Source organism: Bacillus sp. MYb209 (assembly GCF_002975175.1).
Taxonomy (GTDB): Bacteria; Bacillota; Bacilli; order Bacillales; family Bacillaceae_G; genus Bacillus_A.
The window spans coordinates 1-18,190 of record NZ_PCNZ01000043.1 but is presented as its reverse complement, the minus strand read 5'-3'; the positions used below and the strand labels follow the sequence as shown (position 1 = coordinate 18,190).

The window sequence follows — 18,190 nt, the reverse complement described above, 5'->3', positions numbered from 1 at the left end:
TAAAGAATTGGAAAAACACCTTCAATATGATCAAATTTTAGGATATGCTGCTGAGTATTTACATGAAAAATCCTTATATGCAGCTTCTACTGCGGATACGTCAAAAACTCAGTCTTTAACGGCTAAGTCTAACCCGAAAGAATTTAGCATGAAACCTGTGGCACAGAAAACAATTGGACAAATTAAAGAAGAAGTTCAAACAGAAGAAGCAGCAGCAAAAATAGAACAAGTAAACCGAGCTCCGAAAATGGCTGCAGCACGTTCAGGATATAGTGGAAGCGCAGCTGCTAGTTACGCAGTGAAATGGGCAAAGGGCAGAAACCCTAACTTTGGCGATTATAGCGGTGGTATTTTTGGCGGTGGCGGAGATTGCACAAATTTCGTTTCACAAGCTGTAAATGCTGGTGGTAAAGGTATGAATAAATTAAACAACATTTCATTCTCAACTGCTGATTTATTACCAGGTAATACATATTGGTACAGTGTAGTTGTGCCAAATGCAACTGGAAATCGTTCGGTATTTAAAGCTTCTCATACTTGGACTGTGGTTGAAAACTTCTATAATTACTGGTCTTCTAGAGTACCAACTTATGAGACTTATAGCCCTAAAGCATTAGAAGGTAATGCTAATGTTGGGGACGTTATTCAATATCGCAATGATGAAACTGGCCGTAAATGGCACAGTTTAATGGTTACACATAAATCACCAGGTAGTTTCCAAATTAGTCAGCATAGTGGCGACAGAAAAAATGATGAAATTGGATATATTTTAGACAGTGATCCTAAAGTAAAAAAATCTAAACTGCTTATTCTACAATTTACGCGATCATAATGTGTAAACAATAGCTATTGCAATAGTCAATTAAACCTCATTATTTAAAAAAGATGCTATTTCTCCCAAGAGGAGTGGCATCTTTTTTGTTCTGGTGCAAAAATAAATTATTTAATAGGGGTAAGGAAACATGCCCATCAACTTAAAAATCTTCACTACCTCCAAGTGTAAAAAAACGTTATTCTTTCTAAACAAGCTGATTGAGAAAGGATGACGTTTTTTATGAATCTCTCGATTCAAGATGAATTACAACTATTTGCTGAAGAGCTTCATCAACATTTAACACCTTCTATTTTGGAAGAACTCGCGAGAGAATTGGGTTTTGTGAAAAGAAAACGAAAGTTTTCAGGGAATGAATTAGCTACAATTTGTATTTGGGTGAGTCAACGGATAGCGAGCGATTCTCTCGTTCGATTATGTGGCCAATTACATGCAGCCACAGGAATCCTCATGAGTCCTGAAGGACTCAATAAGCGCTTTAATAAAAAAGCTGTTAAGTTTTTAAAACATATTTTTTCTGCATTATGGCAAAGTAAAGTTTGCGAAACATCAGTAACTTCAAGCTCATCATTAACCTATTTTCAACGAATTCGTATTTTAGATGCGACGATTTTCCAAGTACCGAAACATTTAGCTCATGTATATCCTGGATCAGGTGGTTGTGCACAAACAGCAGGTATCAAGATTCAATTAGAATATGACTTACACAGCGGACAGTTTTTAAACTTCCAGGTAGGGCCTGGAAAAAATAATGATAAAACATTTGGAACAGATTGTTTAGATACCTTACGCCCAGGAGATTTCTGTATTCGCGATTTGGGTTATTTTTCATTGGAAGACTTAGATCAAATGGACCAACGTGGCGTGTGCTATATATCAAGACTTAAATTAAACCATACTGTCTATACGAAAAATCCGTTTCCGGAATACTTTCGAAATGGGACAATCAAAAAACAGTCACAATATATCCAAGTTGATTTAGAGAACATTATGCACACGTTAAAACCAGGACAAACGTATGAAATAAAAGAGGCGTATATTGGCAAGAAACAAAGATTATTTACAAGAGTAATTATCTACCGATTAACAGAGGAACAAATACTGGAACGTAGAAAAAACAAAGCTATACCGAAAGTAAAAAGGGGATTACATTTTCAGAAAAGAGTAAACGATTAACGGGTATCAACATATATGTTACGAATACGCCTTGGGAGATGGTTGCGATGGAACAAATCCATGATTTTTACTCCCTCCGCTGGCAGATCGAAATCATATTTAAAACGTGGAAATCTCTATTTCAAATTCATCACTGGCAAACTATCAAACAAGAGCGATTAGAATGCCATGTGTATGGAAAACTCATTGCCATTTTTATCTGTTCTTCCACGATGTTTAAGATGCGCCAACTTCTGTTGCGAAAGCACAAAAGAGAACTAAGTGAATATAAAGCAATTGGGATGATTCAAGATCATCTATCCCTGTTATATCAAGCGATACAGAGAAACACCCATATAATAACAAAGGTTTTAATCTGCCTGTTTACCCTACTAAAGAAAAATGGCCGGAAATCTCATCGATATGAGAAGAAAACTATCTTTGATATTATGGGTGTTATCTATGAGTATAGTGGATATAGAAAACAAAAAAAAGTTGCATAAGTAAAAAAATGAAACCCGTTAGGGTTTATTTCGTATGCTCATTTTTAAGAGGATAATACTGTTTAAAAGTTTGTTCATTTCAATTAATGGAAAACCGTGGAGTTTCTATCCTTAAGTTGATGGGCATGGGGTCTCGCCAACATTTCGCGAATTTCGTACGCTAAGGAATTCCTAAGTTCAAAAACTTGGTTTTACCGTACGTTAAGAAAGTTCCTTAAACGTCCGTTTTTGGCTCCTATTGCTAAATCCTTTTTATATGTAAACGACAAATAGACCTAAAGATATAATAAAATTGATTTTTTAGGTCTATTCGTCGTTTACGTTAATAAAAGAAAAAACGGGCTTGTTAGACAACCCGTTTTTTCTTTTAGCACTTTTTTCTTTTCGGTAAGTCAGGAGCCTTCTTCATTGTGTCAACAACATGCATGACCGCGAAATATGGATGTTTTAAAATCATTTTCGGTCCGCTCTTCTTCATAACATCCTTAACGAAATCTTTCATATCTGGTTTATAACAATGAATTTTGCAATTTTGACATGCTGGCTTCTTCTCTTGAAATGGACAGTTTGATAAACGAAAATAAGCATACTCTTTTAACTTCTGACATTCTTCACATATAGTATCTTGTTTATGTCCGTTTTTACAATACATATCAATCATAATGCTAATTGTTTTCTCTTCACGTTCAATTCGATTCATGGCTAGTGCCTCCCGTTCCAAAGTCTCTCTGCTTTGATTGTAAGACTTTTTTAGAGGGTTTACATGAATTTTCATTGACAGTTTTTCTAATTTTTATCTCTTTCCTACGAATTATTAATGGAGAATGTCCCTACCAATCATAACCAACAGTAAAAGCGAACGCATTAAGACTTAAATAAACATCTTTCTTTTTCTTACGAGCTTCGGATGCTTAAACCAATCGATTCTTCCACGCTATTGATTGATCTATTTTAGCCATAAAAAATCTCCTTTCCGTCTTGTACGTAAGGAGATTATGACATGGAACTGATTCTATTGGTATGTGGGGACAGTTTGACGCTTACTTTTATATCAAGTAATTCAGCCTTAGCGTACGGAATCCGCGAAATGTTGGTGCCCCCCCCTATAAGCTCAATAGGTCATAGTTAGAAAAAAAAGTAAGGCTATGACCTATTTTTACACGTATCTCGGCTGTACCCCCATGTATGGTGACCCCTAATATTAAAACGGATATATGTAAAAAATATTTGACACATATCCGTTTTTTATTTATTATATGATATGTAAAACATATTTTACATATCATCAAAAAAGATGAGGTATTTGAGATGCATAACCAAATTAAAAAGTTTAGAGAACATAAAGGTATTTCTCAAGGGAAATTGGCAGAAATGTGTAATGTAAGTAGACAAACAATAAATGCTATTGAAAATAATAAATATGATCCTAGTTTAGAATTAGCATTCAGTATTGCATTTATTTTAGATTCTACAGTGGATACACTCTTTATTTATCAAAAAACTTATAGGAAATGAGGATAGTTTTATGAATATTATTATTGTAATAATTGCAGGGATTTTGGTTTCGTTGATTATAACATTTACTAAACGAATATCAGGTGATGAAACGGGATTTTCTAAAGAAGATGAGCGTCAAAAAATAATTTTAAAAGATGCTACACTAACTAGTTGGCAATTTATAATATTATATGCGTTCTTTAGATTAATGAATATTATCCCTTATTTTAATGAGTTAGTGAATCCTTCAAAAATACAATCTAATGTTTTCTTAGGTAACGGTGGGGATATCTTTCTTATATGCTTAGTAGGATATGTTGTTGGGGCTTCCGTCTCATATTTCCGACATTCCTAATTGGGATACCGCCACATCACTATCAAGCTAACAAAATAAAATACCCCTTAAAATGAAAAAATACGCTTTCTTTCTGTAGACTTATAGGAAAGGATGGCGTTTTTTTTACACTTGGGGGTAAAGCAAATTCTTAAGTTGATGGGCATGTATGGTGACCCCTTGTAGAAGAAACATTTTCCATCTGAGAGCTTATGCTCTCTTTTTTTATTTATGTTCGACATAATCTGACAAAAAAGTTGTAACCATATTTGTTATGATAGTTCAGGAATCATACATTTTACATAATTGGAGGAAACGAAATGTATAAGAAGATGGGTACACTCGTTATAACTGGAGCGCTTGCTATAAGTCTAGCGGGATGTAGTGATACAGAAGAAACTGCCAAGAAAGTATCAAATGATACAAAAACAGAACAAACAACTGAAAAGAAAGAAGAGAAAAAAAAATTTAAAGTTGGCGAAACAATTAAACTTGGAAATCACAAATTAACTGTTACAAATGTTGAAAAGTCTCCAGGTGGAGAATTCGATAAACCTAAAGAGGGTCATGAATTTTTAATCGCTAATGTAACTATAGAAAATGGCGGCGAAGAAGAAATACATTATAATGCTCACGATTTCAGTTTACAAAACAGTGAAGGAAATATTGTAGACCCAACGTTAACTATGATTAACCAAGATACTCAATTGAATTTTGGAAAACTTGCACAAAATGGGAAAATAACTGGAACTATTGCTTTCGAATCAAAACAAGGAGATCCTAAGCTTCAATTAATCTTCAAACCAATTTCCTTATCAGAAGAAGAAGTTCGAGTAAATCTTCAATAATAATATCTACAAAAAGAAAAGACACTCGAATTGAGTGTCTTTTTTAAAAATTTCACATACTATATCTAATTAATGGGGTATCGCCAAATGCCCATCAAGGGGTACGGAAACGATTCTGGGTATGAGGGGTCATTCTGGAAAAAAATTCAATAATAAAAGTCGTAGGAACCATTACCTACGACTTTTTACTATTTAAAATTTCATTAATCTGGACAAATATCTAAAACATCATGAAAAAGAGCATATTCTACAGTCACCTGAGGGCCAAAGAAAGTTACACCCTCTGGGAATTTGAGATCCATAACAACCTCATTTACTTCTGCATAGGATAGTTCTGTATAATTTTTCGATGTTAAAGATTGAATAACTTGTTGTTCGAATTCCAATTGTTGAATCGTATAGGCCTGTGTGTTATCTCCATCTAAAGTGGACAGGAGTGACGTATCATCAGGACAGTCAACTGAAAATTCATGTTGAAAGTAAAACACGGGCGCCAACTTTGAAATTAATAAAGTACTGCTGTAGTCAACTTTTAAATTATCTGTTTTATATGGTTTAAAATCAAATATATATTTTTCTGCTGGCCAAATCACATTATTTTTAACAGATGTAGTAAGAATATTACTGTTGCTTGTGAATGATTGTAATTCTATTGGTAATTCAATTTTGCTTTCACATTTTAACAAATATGCATCTTTATCTTCATTTACATAAAATTGTTGTATTGCTCTTTTTAATAATTCATTCATGACTAAATCCCTTCTTTTAACTCATTATTAAATCATGCCCTCCAGATTTATCTGCAGGTTTCGTTTGATTCAAATTGAAATCTACCTCTCCTTGATGTTTCCCTTTACTATTAACTACTTCAAATCTTCCGTGTTGTGTATCTATAGCGTAATAAGTATCTGTTTTTTTATCATAATATACTTCTCTCTTGTTCATTTTAGTTCGTTTATTATCTTTTTTCCAACCTTTTTGATTTGCAACCTCCCGAGAAACTGTTTTTATTTCAGCAATGACACACATTACCCGTCACAAATAACCAGAAATAGACTGTAAATTTAAATTTACAGAAAAAATTTGATGAAATATATTCTTCTGTTTTTTCGACACGATTAGACAAACCATTCCATCTTAATATGATATTTTATGATATGCGAGGTGGAAAATATGCAAAGTAAAGAAGAAATGATAGAGCTTTCGTTAACGGAAGGATTAATTATACCGGCTGCGATATTATGTGGTGAAGGTCATGAAGAGGAGAAAGGACAGGTTTTTTCTGACCTACCATTTGAATATTAATAGGGAGACTATCCCTAGTGCTATCAAACTAACGAAAATATGAAAGTTTTTAACTACATTAAAAAGAGAGTATTTCGGTTCTAAAGCAAGGTTTTCAAACTTAAAGAACTGCATTGAGAATGGTCGAATAATATGAAACTATTAATAATTTCTGTAATTCATTGCGCGTTTTTATTTGTATATTCATTCCTTGTATTGCTGTTAATTTAAAATAAAGAACGATAATTTATAAAATAGTGTGAGAACAACGATTTACTAAGTAAGGGTAAATGAAAATCTTCTTTCTCTACAGGTAATTACTTTGAGAAGTCAGCTCATTTTTTCGTTTTGGGGATATTTATTTCCCTTAAGTTGATGGGCATGGGGTAGTACCAGTGTTCTTACAACTAGGGGCGAAGTAGCATTTCTTATAGGAGAGATGCTACTTTTCTTCTTCATATTCCTTCATTATTTTATAAAACGTGTTTTTATTTAGCTCTAACATTTCCATAAACATAACAACTGTTATTTCTCCACTCCTCCATTTTTGAATGAGTTTCCTCTAGTAAAATTAGTACAAATAATACATAATTATGAATCTGAACCGTTGGTTCTCCATAAGTGCGAACCAGTCTTTTCATAAAAGCATATGCAGCTTGTGTATCTCTCTTTTTACGCAGTTGAATATCAAGCATTTGCCCCTCTTTGTCAATGGCACGATATAAATAACACCATGTTCCTTTGACTTTAATATAGGTTTCATCCAAATGCCAAGATAATTGTACCGTTTTGTTTTTCTTTTTCCAAATCTGATATATCAGTTTGCCATATTCATGTACCCAGCGCATAATCGTTGTGGGATGAACGGAAACACCACGTTCCTTCAGAATTTCAGACACATCACGATAGCTTAGAGAAAAACGACAATAGTAGCCAACGGCTACTAAAATGATATCTTTCTTAAACTGTTTTCCTTTAAAATATCTCATCTTGTCGTGCTCCTACTCATTTTTTCTAAAATGTAATGTGTTTTAGAGAACTTTGCAACAGAACCGTCTTATCTATGACATAAGGAGAAACAAATGGGGCAGAAACCACCACACCCTTATCATAAAGAATTATCTTTTGGTATCAAAACATCACGAATGATTGACGTGAACCAAAGGTGTTGTTAAAATTATTACTGGAATTAATGTGAAATTTTTCGCAAATTGTAGTTTCTAATGTGAAAACATTCACAAACCTTATACTTGTTTCTTAAAAATATTTTAAAAAAGGAGTTATACGTTATGAAAAGAATCGTAACACTAAGTACTCGTAAACTGACAGATACAGTAAAACATGGTGGATGTGGTGCATGCCAAACATCTTGCCAATCAGCTTGCAAGACATCTTGCGGAGTTGCAAATCAAAAATGTGAAAACACAATGAACAGATAGAAAACAAGAAACGTACCGCCCAACTGCTCCCAGATGGGCGGCCATTTTTATCCCGTATTAACAAGAAGTAAAAGTCCCATTAATGAAAGTTTCACTTTATAGATAAAAGGAGTTTGATTATTAAATATGATTCATCAATATAAACTAAACGGATACAACATCGTACTCGATACCTACAGTGGATCAGTACATGTTGTCGACGATCTCGCCTATGAAATCATCGCGCTTTATGAGACTACTCCTGCAGAAGAAATCATAACAATGATGCTAGAAAAATACGTACATGATTCCGATATCTCTGAGAAGGACATTCGAGAAACCATTGCAGATATCGAAGAGCTAAAAAATGATGGGCAACTCTTTGCTGAGGATGAATATAAGAGTCTCTCAATTGATTTAAGAAATCGCCAAACTTATGTAAAGGCCCTCTGCCTCAACGTCGCACACACATGTAACTTATCATGCGAATACTGCTTTGCCAGCCAAGGAAAATACAATGGAAGCAGAGCAATTATGAGCTATGAGGTCGGCAAAAGAGCTATCGATTACCTATTGGAAAACTCCGGTCACCACCGAAACCTCGACATCGACTTCTTCGGCGGAGAGCCGCTTATGGCCTGGAAAGTCGTAAAACAGATTGTCGCTTACGCAAGAAGCAAAGAAAAAGAGTACAAAAAAACGTTTCGCTTCACCTTTACTACAAATGGCATGTTGCTAAACGATGAAATCACTGATTTTTTGAATAAAGAAATGTACAATGTCGTATTGAGTCTTGATGGAAGAAAAGAAGTCCACGATCACCTTCGTAAAACAGTAACTGGAAAGGGGAGCTACGATTATATTGTTCCCAAGTTCCAAGAATTCGTCGAAAAACGTGGAGATAAAGAATACTATGTGCGTGGAACCTATACTCACAATAACGTTGACTTCACCAATGACATTTTTCATATCGCAGATCTTGGTTTCGACAAGCTCTCGATGGAACCGGTCATCTGTGATCCCCGGGAACCATATGCACTCACCGAAAAGGACCTTCCAGATATTTATAACCAGTACGAAATTCTTGCCAAGGAAATGCTAAAGCGTGAGGAAGAAGGTAATGGCTTCACTTTTTATCACTACATGCTTGACCTCTCAGAAGGCCCTTGCATTCAAAAGAGAATTTCCGGCTGCGGATCAGGAATCGAATATCTCGCTGTCACACCATGGGGCGAGCTCTTCCCTTGCCACCAGTTCATCGGGGATAACGAATACAGTATGGGAAACATCTGGGATGGGATTACACAACAAGAGACGCAATGCCAATTTAAAGAGAGCAACTGCTACTCGAAGTCGGAATGCCAGGACTGCTGGGCGAAACTTTACTGCAGTGGCGGTTGCCCTGCTAACGCGTTGCACGCAACCGGCTCCATCAATGGAATCTACGATTTCAGTTGTGACATCTTCCGTAAGAGAGTAGAATGTTCCATGATGGTTAAAGTAGCCGAATCCATAAGAGCTATGAAAAAAAGCAAACAAGCTGTGGCTGAATAAGCACATAGATATTATAAGAGACTGAGACATAAGTCGAAAATTCGATTTATGCTCAGCCTCTTTGAAGATATTTTACTTTTTTATAATTATATACTCAAAATCCCTTTAATTTGTTTTTTAATGGTAAAACTTGTTGCTCTAATCTTTCATATAAAATAAGTAATTGTGTGATAAAAGAAAATTTCGGTACTAACCAATACGAAAATAACGCTGAAATACTTGATTGATATGCAGATCATTTGTGTGAGTAAATTTTAAAAAAAGAATCCCAAAAGTGAAGTGCACCCCAATTGTTAGACACAGTCTAACAATTGGAGTTGCTTTTCATACAAGGCTTCTCTTCTTATTTATCAAACAAAGGAAGAAAACCTTCTACAATTAAACGATATATTTACGATGTGGAAAGCTTCATTCAATGGCTGCACCAATCAAAAAAATTCTCGAACGATAACACTTGGGAATCACTACACAAAAATGATTTCAAAGAATTTTTTGACTACTTAAAAGAAGAACGCCAATACTCTGATAAAACTGTACACCGTATATACATCGTCCTAAACAGGTTGTATGAATACTTAGATTTACCAAGCCCGATAGAAGGTGTTATTCACATAGATCCACCTAATCGTGCATTGCGCAAAGAAGATTTCATTTCTCCACAAGAGGAGAAACGCCTAAAACAAGTAGTTTCTTCATTAGAAGGCCTAACAGAAAAGCAAAGTTCTACACGCCCTATGCTATTAGAACGTAATCTTTCTATTATAATCCTACTCCTGGACTACGGATTATCTTTACAAGAACTTGTACCTTTGCAAATGAAACATGTTCATTTCGAGAGTAATACGCTATCTATTCCTGAAGAATCAAAAATAAATCGTACAATCCATTTAAAAGAAGAAGATAAATTACATTTATACCATTACTATAAAACCATTCCTGAACCTGTTCGTGCTAAATACCACAGCAAAGATCCATTTTTTATTGCTTTTGACTTTACTCGTGGGACATACCGTTGGAGCTATGACGATGATGCACCAAAATTTCTAACTGAAATCTGGGTGTTTTTTCCCATCCCCTCGAAAAGGGGGAATAAGAAAAAAGCAAACTTCTCTTTTAAGAAGATTTGCTTTTTTCTAAGCTATATTCGTATTCTTTGACTCTTCCTATATTTGCTATGGTAAGCACTTTTATAAATACAACGTATTTATTGATTAAGAAAAATATAAAATCCTTTTTCCCATCGATCTTTGAGCCATTGCAATTCATCTTTCATATTTGGAACGTATTCGTTTGTTCGTTCCAACAATTTATAGGTTTCTACTAGTTCCAAACATCGATTTGGACTAGTAAGAGAATGTATAAAGAGCATATCACGTGTTGTTACCGAACCAAAAGAGATCCCTTCACGGCTCACCGATAATAACTCTTGAATTTCCTCTTGATCCATATTTGTTTTCTTTAGGTAATTATTCATATCAATGAATGTAGTGTAACTCCATTTCATATTATCATAATCATTTTCTTGTAGGATCATTTCACGATAAGATTCCATATCTTGTATGAGGAAATTACGAATCGCATCTATAGAAAATTGCATGTACCAAACTTCCTTTACTGTATAGGGTATGTGTGAGTTTTAAAGTTCCTTAAAAAAAGTATTCTCCTAATATGTAGGGAAATACTTTTTTACTTTATCATATATTTAAGTTCTTAGCCTGTTTTAATAGCTGGTAATTTTGAAGAAAGAATCGTCATCGCTTCTCCTTTTTTGGGGTTACGACCGTTGCGCTCTGCAAGTTCCTGGACTTCGAATGTCCTCAAAAACCAAGCAACTGTACTTTTTCTCCTTGCTGTAAAGATTTTGCGATTTGGTCCAATATTACTTGTATCACTGAATGTCACTTTAGGAGTTATTTTGCACCTATTTTAAGCGCTATTTTGCACTATAAGTAAATATAAAAAGCCCAATTTCTCATTAAAATTGAGAAATTAGGCTTTTTTCGTTGCTCCATTAAAGCGCCAGATAGTTGAAGAAGGTTCTAGAAATTTAATATGAAATTACTTTTTGAATCTGATCATTAATATTTCCTTTACTTAATCCTCCGTGGTAACATACATCTATCATTATAACTACAAACGATTCCAAAAACGACTCAATCATCGAGCTCCGATCGAATATCGAATTTCGATGGCTGCATAGTCTTTTTTACAGTTGTCTACTTGACGGGGATAAGTCCAGATCCCGTAAATTAATCTGTTCTTTTTTAATCATATGCATAGCTTCCACTCCTGCAAGAATGGATGTAGCTGTGCCAAAAGACTTGAACCCTAACATAGAACGCACACGTTTCTTAATAAAACGATGATCTTGTTCCACTATGTTATTGAGATATCTAACTTGTCTTAGCTCTATGCCTTCAGGCATATGCTTTTCTTCTTTCAACGCTCGAATTGCTACAGGATAAGCGGGGTTCTTATCTAATGTTATCACACGAGGTTTAGAAACATACGAAAAAGCCAAGGCTTTCTTGAAAAAGCGCTTGGCTGCTTGTTTATCTCTTGATTTACTTAGATAAAAATCAATGGTGTTCCCTTCGGAATCTACAGCACGATATAAATACATCCATTGACCTTTTACTTTGATATAGGTTTCATCAACTCTCCATGAGTCATTTGTTGATTTAAGATGATATCGTACTTTCTCTTCTGATTGAGGCCCATATTGATGAACCCAACGCATAATGGTTGTGTGAGCGATTGATACTCCTCGTTCTTCCATCATTTCCACCAGGTTACGAAAGCTTAAATTGTACCGCAGGTACCATCTTACTATTAATAAGATGAGTTCAGGCTGATAGTGTTTCCACTTGAATAAGTTTTGCTTTTCCATACTAATCACGTCCTTTTTTAAAGTACTAGTATCAGTATGTCCAAGTTTCGAAGATTCGTCACATGAGCCTTATAGTTTTTGCACCAGAACCGTTATAAACTTATAGGCAAAGTCGAGATCATAGCTACAAGTTTATAAAAATAGATTATACTTTATTTAATTTTTTATAAATGAAAAGGAGTGATATTTATGCAATTAAAAAATGTAACACCTATGGGATTAAATGATGAAGTGTTCAAAACAATTATTAATAAAACTGAAAATACATTTCCAACATTTTTTTTTATTAACCCATCAGGTAGTGTTGTCATACCAAAACAGTTGAACAAGGATATATGTATGTATGCAGTTTTTGGTGAAATAATGGCTATAATTGATAATGAAATCGAGATATTAAGGCATCAACAAATATTGTATCTCAATGCTAAGGTATACATTGAATTGAGAAATAATACAACTGACAATGTAATTGTATACATTGATTGTGTAAATAAGTAATTGTTGATTAGAATTATTATATTATTTGTGAAATGTTTCACAAATAATACACAAAAAAAATTAGTTATTTCATGTATAGTAAGAGTAGTTAAAAACTTCACATTATTATTTGTGAAATACTTCACATTATTTAAGCTTTTACTTAATATGCAAGAGGAAAATAATAAGTTCCAACATTTTAAATCTATTTTTATAGTGATCTGGAGGCTTTAATATGACAAACAAGACAGATGAAAAAGAAGTACAAGCAATGGTCAATGTAGTAATTGAAGATGGAAAAGAAGTACAGGAAATTGTTAATACTTTAGTTGGAAATGGAAAAGAAGCACTAAAAGCGCTGGAATCTTATACTCAAGAGCACGTAGATCATATTGTTCATGAAATGGCACTATCTGGATTAGATCAACATATGCCATTGGCAAAAATGGCGGTTGAGGAAACTGGCCGAGGTGTGTATGAGGATAAATGTACAAAAAATATATTTGCGACTGAATATATTTGGCATAGCATAAAAAAAGATAAGACTGTAGGGATTATCCATGAAGATCCACATGAAGAAGTTATTGAAATTGCCGAACCAGTGGGTGTAGTTGCTGGTGTGACACCAGTAACTAATCCTACCTCAACTACTATGTTTAAAGCAATAATTGCAATGAAAACAAGAAACCCAATCATTTTTGCTTTCCATCCATCTGCGCAGCAATGCTCTGTTGCAACGGCTAAAGTTTTACGTGATGCAGCAATTAAGGCAGGGGCACCAGAAAATTGCATTCAATGGATCGAAAAACCTTCTGTTGAGGCAACAAAAAGATTAATGAACCATGAGGGGGTTGCACTTGTTCTTGCAACCGGAGGTGCTGGAATGGTGAAATCAGCATATTCTACTGGGAAACCGGCTTTAGGAGTAGGACCTGGGAATGTACCTTGTTATTTAGAGAAATCGGCACATGTAAAACGCGCTGTAAATGATTTAATCTTATCAAAAACATTTGATAATGGTATGATTTGTGCTTCAGAGCAAGCGATTATTGTAGATAAAGAAATCTATAATGGTGTAAAGAAAGAAATGCAAGACAACAATTGTTATTTTGTTACAGAAGAAGAGAGAAAAAAATTAGAGAAGCTTGTCATTAATGAAGATACTTGTGCAGTAAATAGTGATATCGTTGGGAAATCAGCACATTATATTGCATCATTAGTAGGCATTAAGGTACCAGAAGATACAAAAATACTTGTAGCTGAAATTAAGGGAGTGGGTGCAGAATATCCACTATCGCGTGAAAAATTAAGCCCAGTATTAGCTTGTATCAAAGCAAATTCACGAGAAGAAGGATTTAAATACTGTGAGGAAATGTTAAATATGGGTGGCTTAGGGCATTCAGCGGTTATCCATTCCACAAATAAAGAAGTACAAAAACAATTTGGTTTACGAATGAAAGCTTGTCGTCTTATTGTAAATTCACCGTCATCACAAGGTGGAATTGGTGATATATATAACGCATTTATTCCATCTTTAACATTAGGGTGTGGATCATACGGTAAGAATTCTGTTTCACAAAACGTAACAGCTACACATTTAATAAATGTAAAGCGTTTGGCGAATAGAAAAAATAATATGCAATGGTTCAAATTACCGCCTAAGGTTTTTTTTGAAAAACATGCGACACAATATTTAGCTAAGATGCCAAACATTTCACGAGCATTCATTGTAACGGATCCAGGAATGGTAGAACTAGGATATGTAGATACAGTTACACATTACTTACAACAACATTTAAATGATGTAAAAGTAGGTGTTTTCTCAGAGGTAGAACCAGACCCATCAGATGAAACAGTTTTCAAGGGCGCTGAGATGATGAGAAGTTTCAAACCTGATGTAATTATTGCATTGGGCGGAGGTTCAGCGATGGATGCAGCAAAAGGAATGTGGCTATTCTATGAATATCCAGAAACAAAATTCTTTGGAATAAAACAAAAGTTTTTAGATATTAGAAAACGTACATGTAAATTTCCAACACTAGGGCAAAAAGCACAATTTGTTGCGATTCCAACAACGTCGGGAACAGGGTCAGAAGTGACACCATTTGCAGTTATTACAGATAAAAAAAATAATATAAAATATCCACTTGCCGATTATGAATTAACACCAGATGTAGCGATTATCGATCCACAGTTTGTCATGACAGTGCCACCTCATGTAACAGCGGACACTGGAATGGATGTGCTAACACATGCGATTGAAGCATACGTGTCTATTTTGGCAAATGACTATACAGATGGGTTGGCTTTAAAAGCAATTGATCTCGTATTTAAATATTTACCGAGAGCATATAAAGATGGAAATGATGAAAAGGCACGTGAGAAAATGCATAATGCTTCTGCAATTGCAGGTATGGCGTTTGCAAATGCATTTCTTGGTATTAATCATAGTTTGGCACATAAACTTGGACCAGAATTTCACATTCCGCATGGACGCGCTAACGCGATCTTAATGCCGCATGTAATTCGATATAATGCTATTAAACCGAGAAAACATGCATTGTTCCCAAAATATGAGCACTTTGTAGCAGATGAACGTTATGCAGATATTGCAAGAGCACTGGGATTGCCAGCGAGTACCGTAGAAGAGGGTGTGGAATCACTTGTACAAGCAATTATCAGTCTTGGGAAAGAATTAAATATTAATATGAGCATTGCAGGACAAGGGGTAAAACAAGAAGCATTTGAAAATGTTGTGGATGTTTTATCAGAAAGAGCATTTGAAGATCAATGTACACCAGCAAATCCGAAACTGCCATTGATTTCAGAATTAAGAGAAGTATATAAACAAGCATATCAAGGTGTGTAATAAATTCAGTGTGTATATCTTTTTTAGTTCATAGATTTTGTATTTGATGTCTGAAGAAATTCCGCCTTGATGACCTTTATTTAGGTAATATGGGAGTGTATAAAAAATATGTCTAATTGTAAGAAGTTAGATCAGGTGATTGAAAAAAAAAAGAATTGATATCGCTTGTTAAACAGTATGGATTCACTCATGAAAAGGTACTTTTTTTTAGTAGGGAATTAGATTCTTTACTAAATGATTTGATAAAATCTAATAAAAAAACAAAATAAATCAGATTTATATAAAAAAGAAATAAAATATAAATAATTAAGATATATAATAAATCAAAAAATACTCTCCTAAAAGTAGGAGAGTATTTTTTGATTTTAACGGATTACCCGAAAGAATTCTCCTTCCTCAAGCGTGCGCAGGGCGTAGCCCATACCCATCAACTTAAGAAAAATAAAGGCCCAAAAATAGAAAAAATGAGCCGAACTCTTATGAATAACTGTGAAAAGGTAAAATTTTTGTTATGGGAGGTTTCTGAAAATCTTAGCTTGATGGGCATGGGGTACCGCCAGCATTTCGGAAAAAAACGACGCTAAGAGCATGCAAGATTTTATACAGCTTTTTGGCTAATCCAATAACAAACGAGAACCCGAAAACTCACACTATGATAGGAATGTATAAAAAATTGCATAGATTGATAAAAAGAAAAAAAGGCGAATCCCTTATGGAAGTAAGGGATTCGCCTTTTTCTTTGCTACCGATAATATATCTTATGTAAACTAATTTAAAGTAAGTTACGGTAAACATTGGTGTATCAAGTATTTTTGTCTAGCAACACAATACATGCCTCTCTTCATATAATTAATAGGCCCAATTCTTTTTGCAACATAACTTTTTCTATTAAGAAACTTTGTACTAGAACCTCTTTTTAGGTTCTAGTGTGAAAATAAAAGGATGTGATAATTGATTTTTTCTGTACATCACAAAAAATCAATTATCAGATTCACCTTTAAACATTCTTAAGCATAATAACAATACAATTATACCAACGATAATTATCATTGCTTACAATCAATTCTGATGAGTATTTTGTAATTTCAATAAAAATCTCGTATGAAAATGTATTTTTGCTCATACATTTCAGATAACTGGAATCATGCTAGAATGTAATCGTCTGATTTATCTGATTAATAGAATGTACTTCTATTTTTAAAACATTTGTAGATTATTGCAACAAAAAGAGAACCACTAGAAGTACAGTGGTTCTTTTTTTATTGGCATCTTTCTAATGTGATGAAGCTTTTAGTGTTTATACAACATATGTTGATTAATTTTATCTCGGATTGCGCTTGCAATAAATTCTTCAATAGAACTGTTCGTCTCTTTTACAATTTTTGTAATTGAATGGTATTCATTGCTTGTAATCGTTACTGATTTAGTTACGCTGCTGCTATCTAAATACACGCTATTATTAACACGTCTTGTTAGTTTTCCTTCTATTATATATGGGGTTAAACAATCAATCCATTCTACCTGCATTTGCATTGGTAATTGAATAATGGATTGACGAACATCAAAGTACCAAAAACCATCTTCCTCAGAAACCTTAATATTTCTTGGTGATACATACTGTAGTACCAAGTCAATTAAGTGAAAAATGTTACTTCGTAATTGATTTGATTTAGGAAAACGAAACTTTACAAACTTTTGGTGATGACTTCTTGGTTTATCGGATAAAATATATGCAGGCTTATACCCCATTTTAATTGCATCTTCTAGTGTCATATTGTTTCCAAACTCATCAATAAGCACAATATCCCCGCGCTTCGGAATGGATATAATGCGTGCTAATTTATTACCTTCCATAAATTTTTGGAACAATACTACATTATATTTTTGTGAGAATGTATACAGCGTATTAGCCTGATCCAATTGCTGTACCAATCCGTGTATTTCTTCCTCATTTACAAATTTAGTCTCACGATTACGATGTTTCTGTATAGTACAAGTCAAATCTCCTTCTTCTATCCACTTTTCAAGTTGATACATGCTCACATTATAATCTTTTGCTGCCTGATATAAGGTAATTCCTTCTGTTTCACGATCTTCTTTCAAATTTTCTATGTCTTCTCGCTTAAATAAAAAGCTACCATCTAAACGCCAGGTCTCTCGATTAATTGGATTTAATTGTCCTTGTTTCATAAGAGTACTAAAAATGAAGCTACTAATTCCTAAATAAGCTTTTACTTCATTCGTATTCATATTTATTTCCTGTCTTTCAAACATACCTTTTCCTCCTATGTGAAATCAATAATTTTATTATGTAAAGTTAAACTGATAAAAATATATAATGTGAATTAATTATAACACAATCATAACTTAATTTATTTTTTAAAATATATGAAATGAAAATTCACTTTCTAATTAAATTATCTTTTATATAATTATAAATTACATAAAAGATAATTTTAAAAATCAATTAGATAATAACCATAGAAAATGGGAGATTTTCTATGGTTGTTTTACACTTTCATTTTTATA

General features: G+C 33.9%; 19 protein-coding genes and 3 pseudogenes. 13 read left to right on the top strand and 9 right to left on the bottom strand.

Going from position 1 to position 18,190, the window contains the following annotated elements; all coding sequences use genetic code 11:
* Both CQZ94_RS28055 and CQZ94_RS28050 read left to right on the top strand, forming a co-directional pair.
* Positions 1-832, top strand: an 832-nt coding sequence (locus CQZ94_RS28055; protein ID WP_105588085.1) for an amidase domain-containing protein, incomplete at its 5' end; no start/stop codon positions are given.
* Positions 833-1,054: 222 nt separating this feature from the next.
* Positions 1,055-2,490 (top strand): annotated as a pseudogene (locus tag CQZ94_RS28050) (IS4 family transposase).
* A gap of 367 nt (positions 2,491-2,857) precedes the next feature.
* On the opposite strand, the gene CQZ94_RS28040 reads toward CQZ94_RS28050, so the two are convergent.
* A complete protein-coding gene (locus CQZ94_RS28040; protein ID WP_105588083.1) occupies positions 2,858-3,190 on the bottom strand; it encodes a nitrous oxide-stimulated promoter family protein in 333 nt (110 codons plus the stop codon).
* Positions 3,191-3,798: 608 nt separating this feature from the next.
* On the opposite strand from CQZ94_RS28040, the gene CQZ94_RS28035 reads away from it, so the two are divergent.
* The 3 genes from CQZ94_RS28035 (at position 3,799) to CQZ94_RS28025 (ending at position 5,169) form a co-directional block, all read left to right on the top strand.
* Positions 3,799-4,005 (top strand): helix-turn-helix transcriptional regulator, encoded by a 207-nt coding sequence (locus tag CQZ94_RS28035; RefSeq protein ID WP_000551853.1) that lies wholly within the window; start codon positions 3,799-3,801, stop codon positions 4,003-4,005.
* A 10-nt stretch (positions 4,006-4,015) separates the two neighbouring features.
* Positions 4,016-4,342, top strand: coding sequence for a hypothetical protein (locus CQZ94_RS28030; protein WP_017674599.1), 327 nt, complete (start codon positions 4,016-4,018; stop codon positions 4,340-4,342).
* A gap of 299 nt (positions 4,343-4,641) precedes the next feature.
* The gene (locus CQZ94_RS28025; RefSeq protein WP_002161807.1) at positions 4,642-5,169 is read left to right on the top strand and encodes a DUF4352 domain-containing protein; all 528 of its coding nucleotides are present in this window, start codon (positions 4,642-4,644) and stop codon (positions 5,167-5,169) included.
* Positions 5,170-5,372: 203 nt separating this feature from the next.
* Here the strand turns inward: CQZ94_RS28025 and CQZ94_RS28020 are convergent, their stop codons facing one another.
* Positions 5,373-5,918, bottom strand: a complete 546-nt coding sequence (locus tag CQZ94_RS28020) for a hypothetical protein (protein WP_105588082.1) — start codon at positions 5,916-5,918, stop codon at positions 5,373-5,375.
* A 16-nt stretch (positions 5,919-5,934) separates the two neighbouring features.
* Positions 5,935-6,198, bottom strand: a complete 264-nt coding sequence (locus tag CQZ94_RS28015) for a colicin E3/pyocin S6 family cytotoxin (protein WP_258166071.1) — start codon at positions 6,196-6,198, stop codon at positions 5,935-5,937.
* A gap of 144 nt (positions 6,199-6,342) precedes the next feature.
* Between CQZ94_RS28015 and CQZ94_RS32055 the strand changes: the two genes are divergently transcribed.
* Entirely contained in the window at positions 6,343-6,474 is a 132-nt protein-coding gene (locus tag CQZ94_RS32055; protein ID WP_257149419.1) for a hypothetical protein, read from the top strand.
* 581 nt (positions 6,475-7,055) lie between these two features.
* Here CQZ94_RS32055 and CQZ94_RS28005 read toward each other — a convergent pair.
* Positions 7,056-7,442: pseudogene (locus tag CQZ94_RS28005) on the bottom strand (IS6 family transposase); the annotation flags it as partial.
* Positions 7,443-7,742: 300 nt separating this feature from the next.
* Between CQZ94_RS28005 and scfA the strand changes: the two are divergent.
* Positions 7,743-7,892, top strand: a complete 150-nt coding sequence (scfA, locus tag CQZ94_RS28000) for a six-cysteine ranthipeptide SCIFF (protein ID WP_079999468.1) — start codon at positions 7,743-7,745, stop codon at positions 7,890-7,892.
* A gap of 126 nt (positions 7,893-8,018) precedes the next feature.
* On the top strand, positions 8,019-9,425 hold the full coding sequence (gene scfB, locus CQZ94_RS27995; protein ID WP_105588081.1) for a thioether cross-link-forming SCIFF peptide maturase: 1,407 nt from the start codon (positions 8,019-8,021) through the stop codon (positions 9,423-9,425).
* 94 nt (positions 9,426-9,519) lie between these two features.
* On the opposite strand, the pseudogene CQZ94_RS27990 reads toward scfB, so the two are convergent.
* Positions 9,520-9,642: pseudogene (locus CQZ94_RS27990) on the bottom strand (undecaprenyl-diphosphatase); the annotation flags it as partial.
* Between the two features lie 94 nt (positions 9,643-9,736).
* Here CQZ94_RS27990 and CQZ94_RS27985 point away from each other — a divergent pair.
* Positions 9,737-10,582: a tyrosine-type recombinase/integrase gene (locus tag CQZ94_RS27985; RefSeq protein ID WP_105588080.1), complete on the top strand. Its 846-nt coding sequence runs from the start codon at positions 9,737-9,739 to the stop codon at positions 10,580-10,582.
* Between the two features lie 47 nt (positions 10,583-10,629).
* Here CQZ94_RS27985 and CQZ94_RS27980 read toward each other — a convergent pair whose 3' ends face one another.
* From CQZ94_RS27980 to CQZ94_RS27965, 3 genes are all read right to left on the bottom strand, one after another.
* A complete protein-coding gene (locus CQZ94_RS27980; protein ID WP_002191919.1) occupies positions 10,630-11,022 on the bottom strand; it encodes a hypothetical protein in 393 nt (130 codons plus the stop codon).
* A 113-nt stretch (positions 11,023-11,135) separates the two neighbouring features.
* Positions 11,136-11,327: an HU family DNA-binding protein gene (locus CQZ94_RS27975; RefSeq protein ID WP_050551333.1), complete on the bottom strand. Its 192-nt coding sequence runs from the start codon at positions 11,325-11,327 to the stop codon at positions 11,136-11,138.
* A 304-nt stretch (positions 11,328-11,631) separates the two neighbouring features.
* Positions 11,632-12,315, bottom strand: a complete 684-nt coding sequence (locus tag CQZ94_RS27965) for an IS6 family transposase (RefSeq protein WP_002191918.1) — start codon at positions 12,313-12,315, stop codon at positions 11,632-11,634.
* Positions 12,316-12,504: 189 nt separating this feature from the next.
* Here CQZ94_RS27965 and CQZ94_RS27960 point away from each other — a divergent pair, with 189 nt between their 5' ends.
* The 4 genes from CQZ94_RS27960 to CQZ94_RS27945 all read left to right on the top strand — a co-directional run bounded on the left by CQZ94_RS27960 (position 12,505) and on the right by CQZ94_RS27945 (position 16,245).
* A complete protein-coding gene (locus CQZ94_RS27960; RefSeq protein WP_002191917.1) occupies positions 12,505-12,813 on the top strand; it encodes a hypothetical protein in 309 nt (102 codons plus the stop codon).
* Positions 12,814-13,063: 250 nt separating this feature from the next.
* Positions 13,064-15,661 (top strand): bifunctional acetaldehyde-CoA/alcohol dehydrogenase, encoded by a 2,598-nt coding sequence (adhE, locus tag CQZ94_RS27955; protein WP_105588084.1) that lies wholly within the window; start codon positions 13,064-13,066, stop codon positions 15,659-15,661.
* A gap of 155 nt (positions 15,662-15,816) precedes the next feature.
* The gene (locus tag CQZ94_RS27950) at positions 15,817-15,930 is read left to right on the top strand and encodes an aspartyl-phosphate phosphatase Spo0E family protein (RefSeq protein WP_078177481.1); all 114 of its coding nucleotides are present in this window, start codon (positions 15,817-15,819) and stop codon (positions 15,928-15,930) included.
* 90 nt (positions 15,931-16,020) lie between these two features.
* Positions 16,021-16,245 carry a hypothetical protein gene (locus tag CQZ94_RS27945; RefSeq protein ID WP_105588079.1) on the top strand — a complete coding sequence of 75 codons (225 nt, stop codon included), beginning with the start codon at positions 16,021-16,023 and terminating at the stop codon, positions 16,243-16,245.
* A 706-nt stretch (positions 16,246-16,951) separates the two neighbouring features.
* Here the strand turns inward: CQZ94_RS27945 and CQZ94_RS27940 are convergent.
* Entirely contained in the window at positions 16,952-17,935 is a 984-nt protein-coding gene (locus CQZ94_RS27940; RefSeq protein WP_105588078.1) for a DNA-binding protein, read from the bottom strand.
* Positions 17,936-18,190 lie beyond the last annotated feature (255 nt).

What these genes read in the sequence shown, in the direction of transcription:
- scfA (WP_079999468.1), top strand. Translation starts at nt 7,743, where the DNA reads ATGAAAAGAATCGTAACACTAAGTACTCGTAAACTGACAGATACAGTA.
- CQZ94_RS27980 (WP_002191919.1), bottom strand. Translation starts at nt 11,022, where the DNA reads ATGCAATTTTCTATAGATGCGATTCGTAATTTCCTCATACAAGATATG.
- CQZ94_RS27965 (WP_002191918.1), bottom strand. Translation starts at nt 12,315, where the DNA reads ATGGAAAAGCAAAACTTATTCAAGTGGAAACACTATCAGCCTGAACTC.
- CQZ94_RS28015 (WP_258166071.1), bottom strand. Translation starts at nt 6,198, where the DNA reads ATGTGTGTCATTGCTGAAATAAAAACAGTTTCTCGGGAGGTTGCAAAT.
- CQZ94_RS32055 (WP_257149419.1), top strand. Translation starts at nt 6,343, where the DNA reads ATGCAAAGTAAAGAAGAAATGATAGAGCTTTCGTTAACGGAAGGATTA.
- CQZ94_RS27940 (WP_105588078.1), bottom strand. Translation starts at nt 17,935, where the DNA reads ATGTTTGAAAGACAGGAAATAAATATGAATACGAATGAAGTAAAAGCT.
- CQZ94_RS28025 (WP_002161807.1), top strand. Translation starts at nt 4,642, where the DNA reads ATGTATAAGAAGATGGGTACACTCGTTATAACTGGAGCGCTTGCTATA.
- adhE (WP_105588084.1), top strand. Translation starts at nt 13,064, where the DNA reads ATGGTCAATGTAGTAATTGAAGATGGAAAAGAAGTACAGGAAATTGTT.
- CQZ94_RS28030 (WP_017674599.1), top strand. Translation starts at nt 4,016, where the DNA reads ATGAATATTATTATTGTAATAATTGCAGGGATTTTGGTTTCGTTGATT.
- CQZ94_RS28020 (WP_105588082.1), bottom strand. Translation starts at nt 5,918, where the DNA reads ATGAATGAATTATTAAAAAGAGCAATACAACAATTTTATGTAAATGAA.
- CQZ94_RS27960 (WP_002191917.1), top strand. Translation starts at nt 12,505, where the DNA reads ATGCAATTAAAAAATGTAACACCTATGGGATTAAATGATGAAGTGTTC.
- CQZ94_RS28040 (WP_105588083.1), bottom strand. Translation starts at nt 3,190, where the DNA reads ATGAATCGAATTGAACGTGAAGAGAAAACAATTAGCATTATGATTGAT.
- scfB (WP_105588081.1), top strand. Translation starts at nt 8,019, where the DNA reads ATGATTCATCAATATAAACTAAACGGATACAACATCGTACTCGATACC.
- CQZ94_RS28035 (WP_000551853.1), top strand. Translation starts at nt 3,799, where the DNA reads ATGCATAACCAAATTAAAAAGTTTAGAGAACATAAAGGTATTTCTCAA.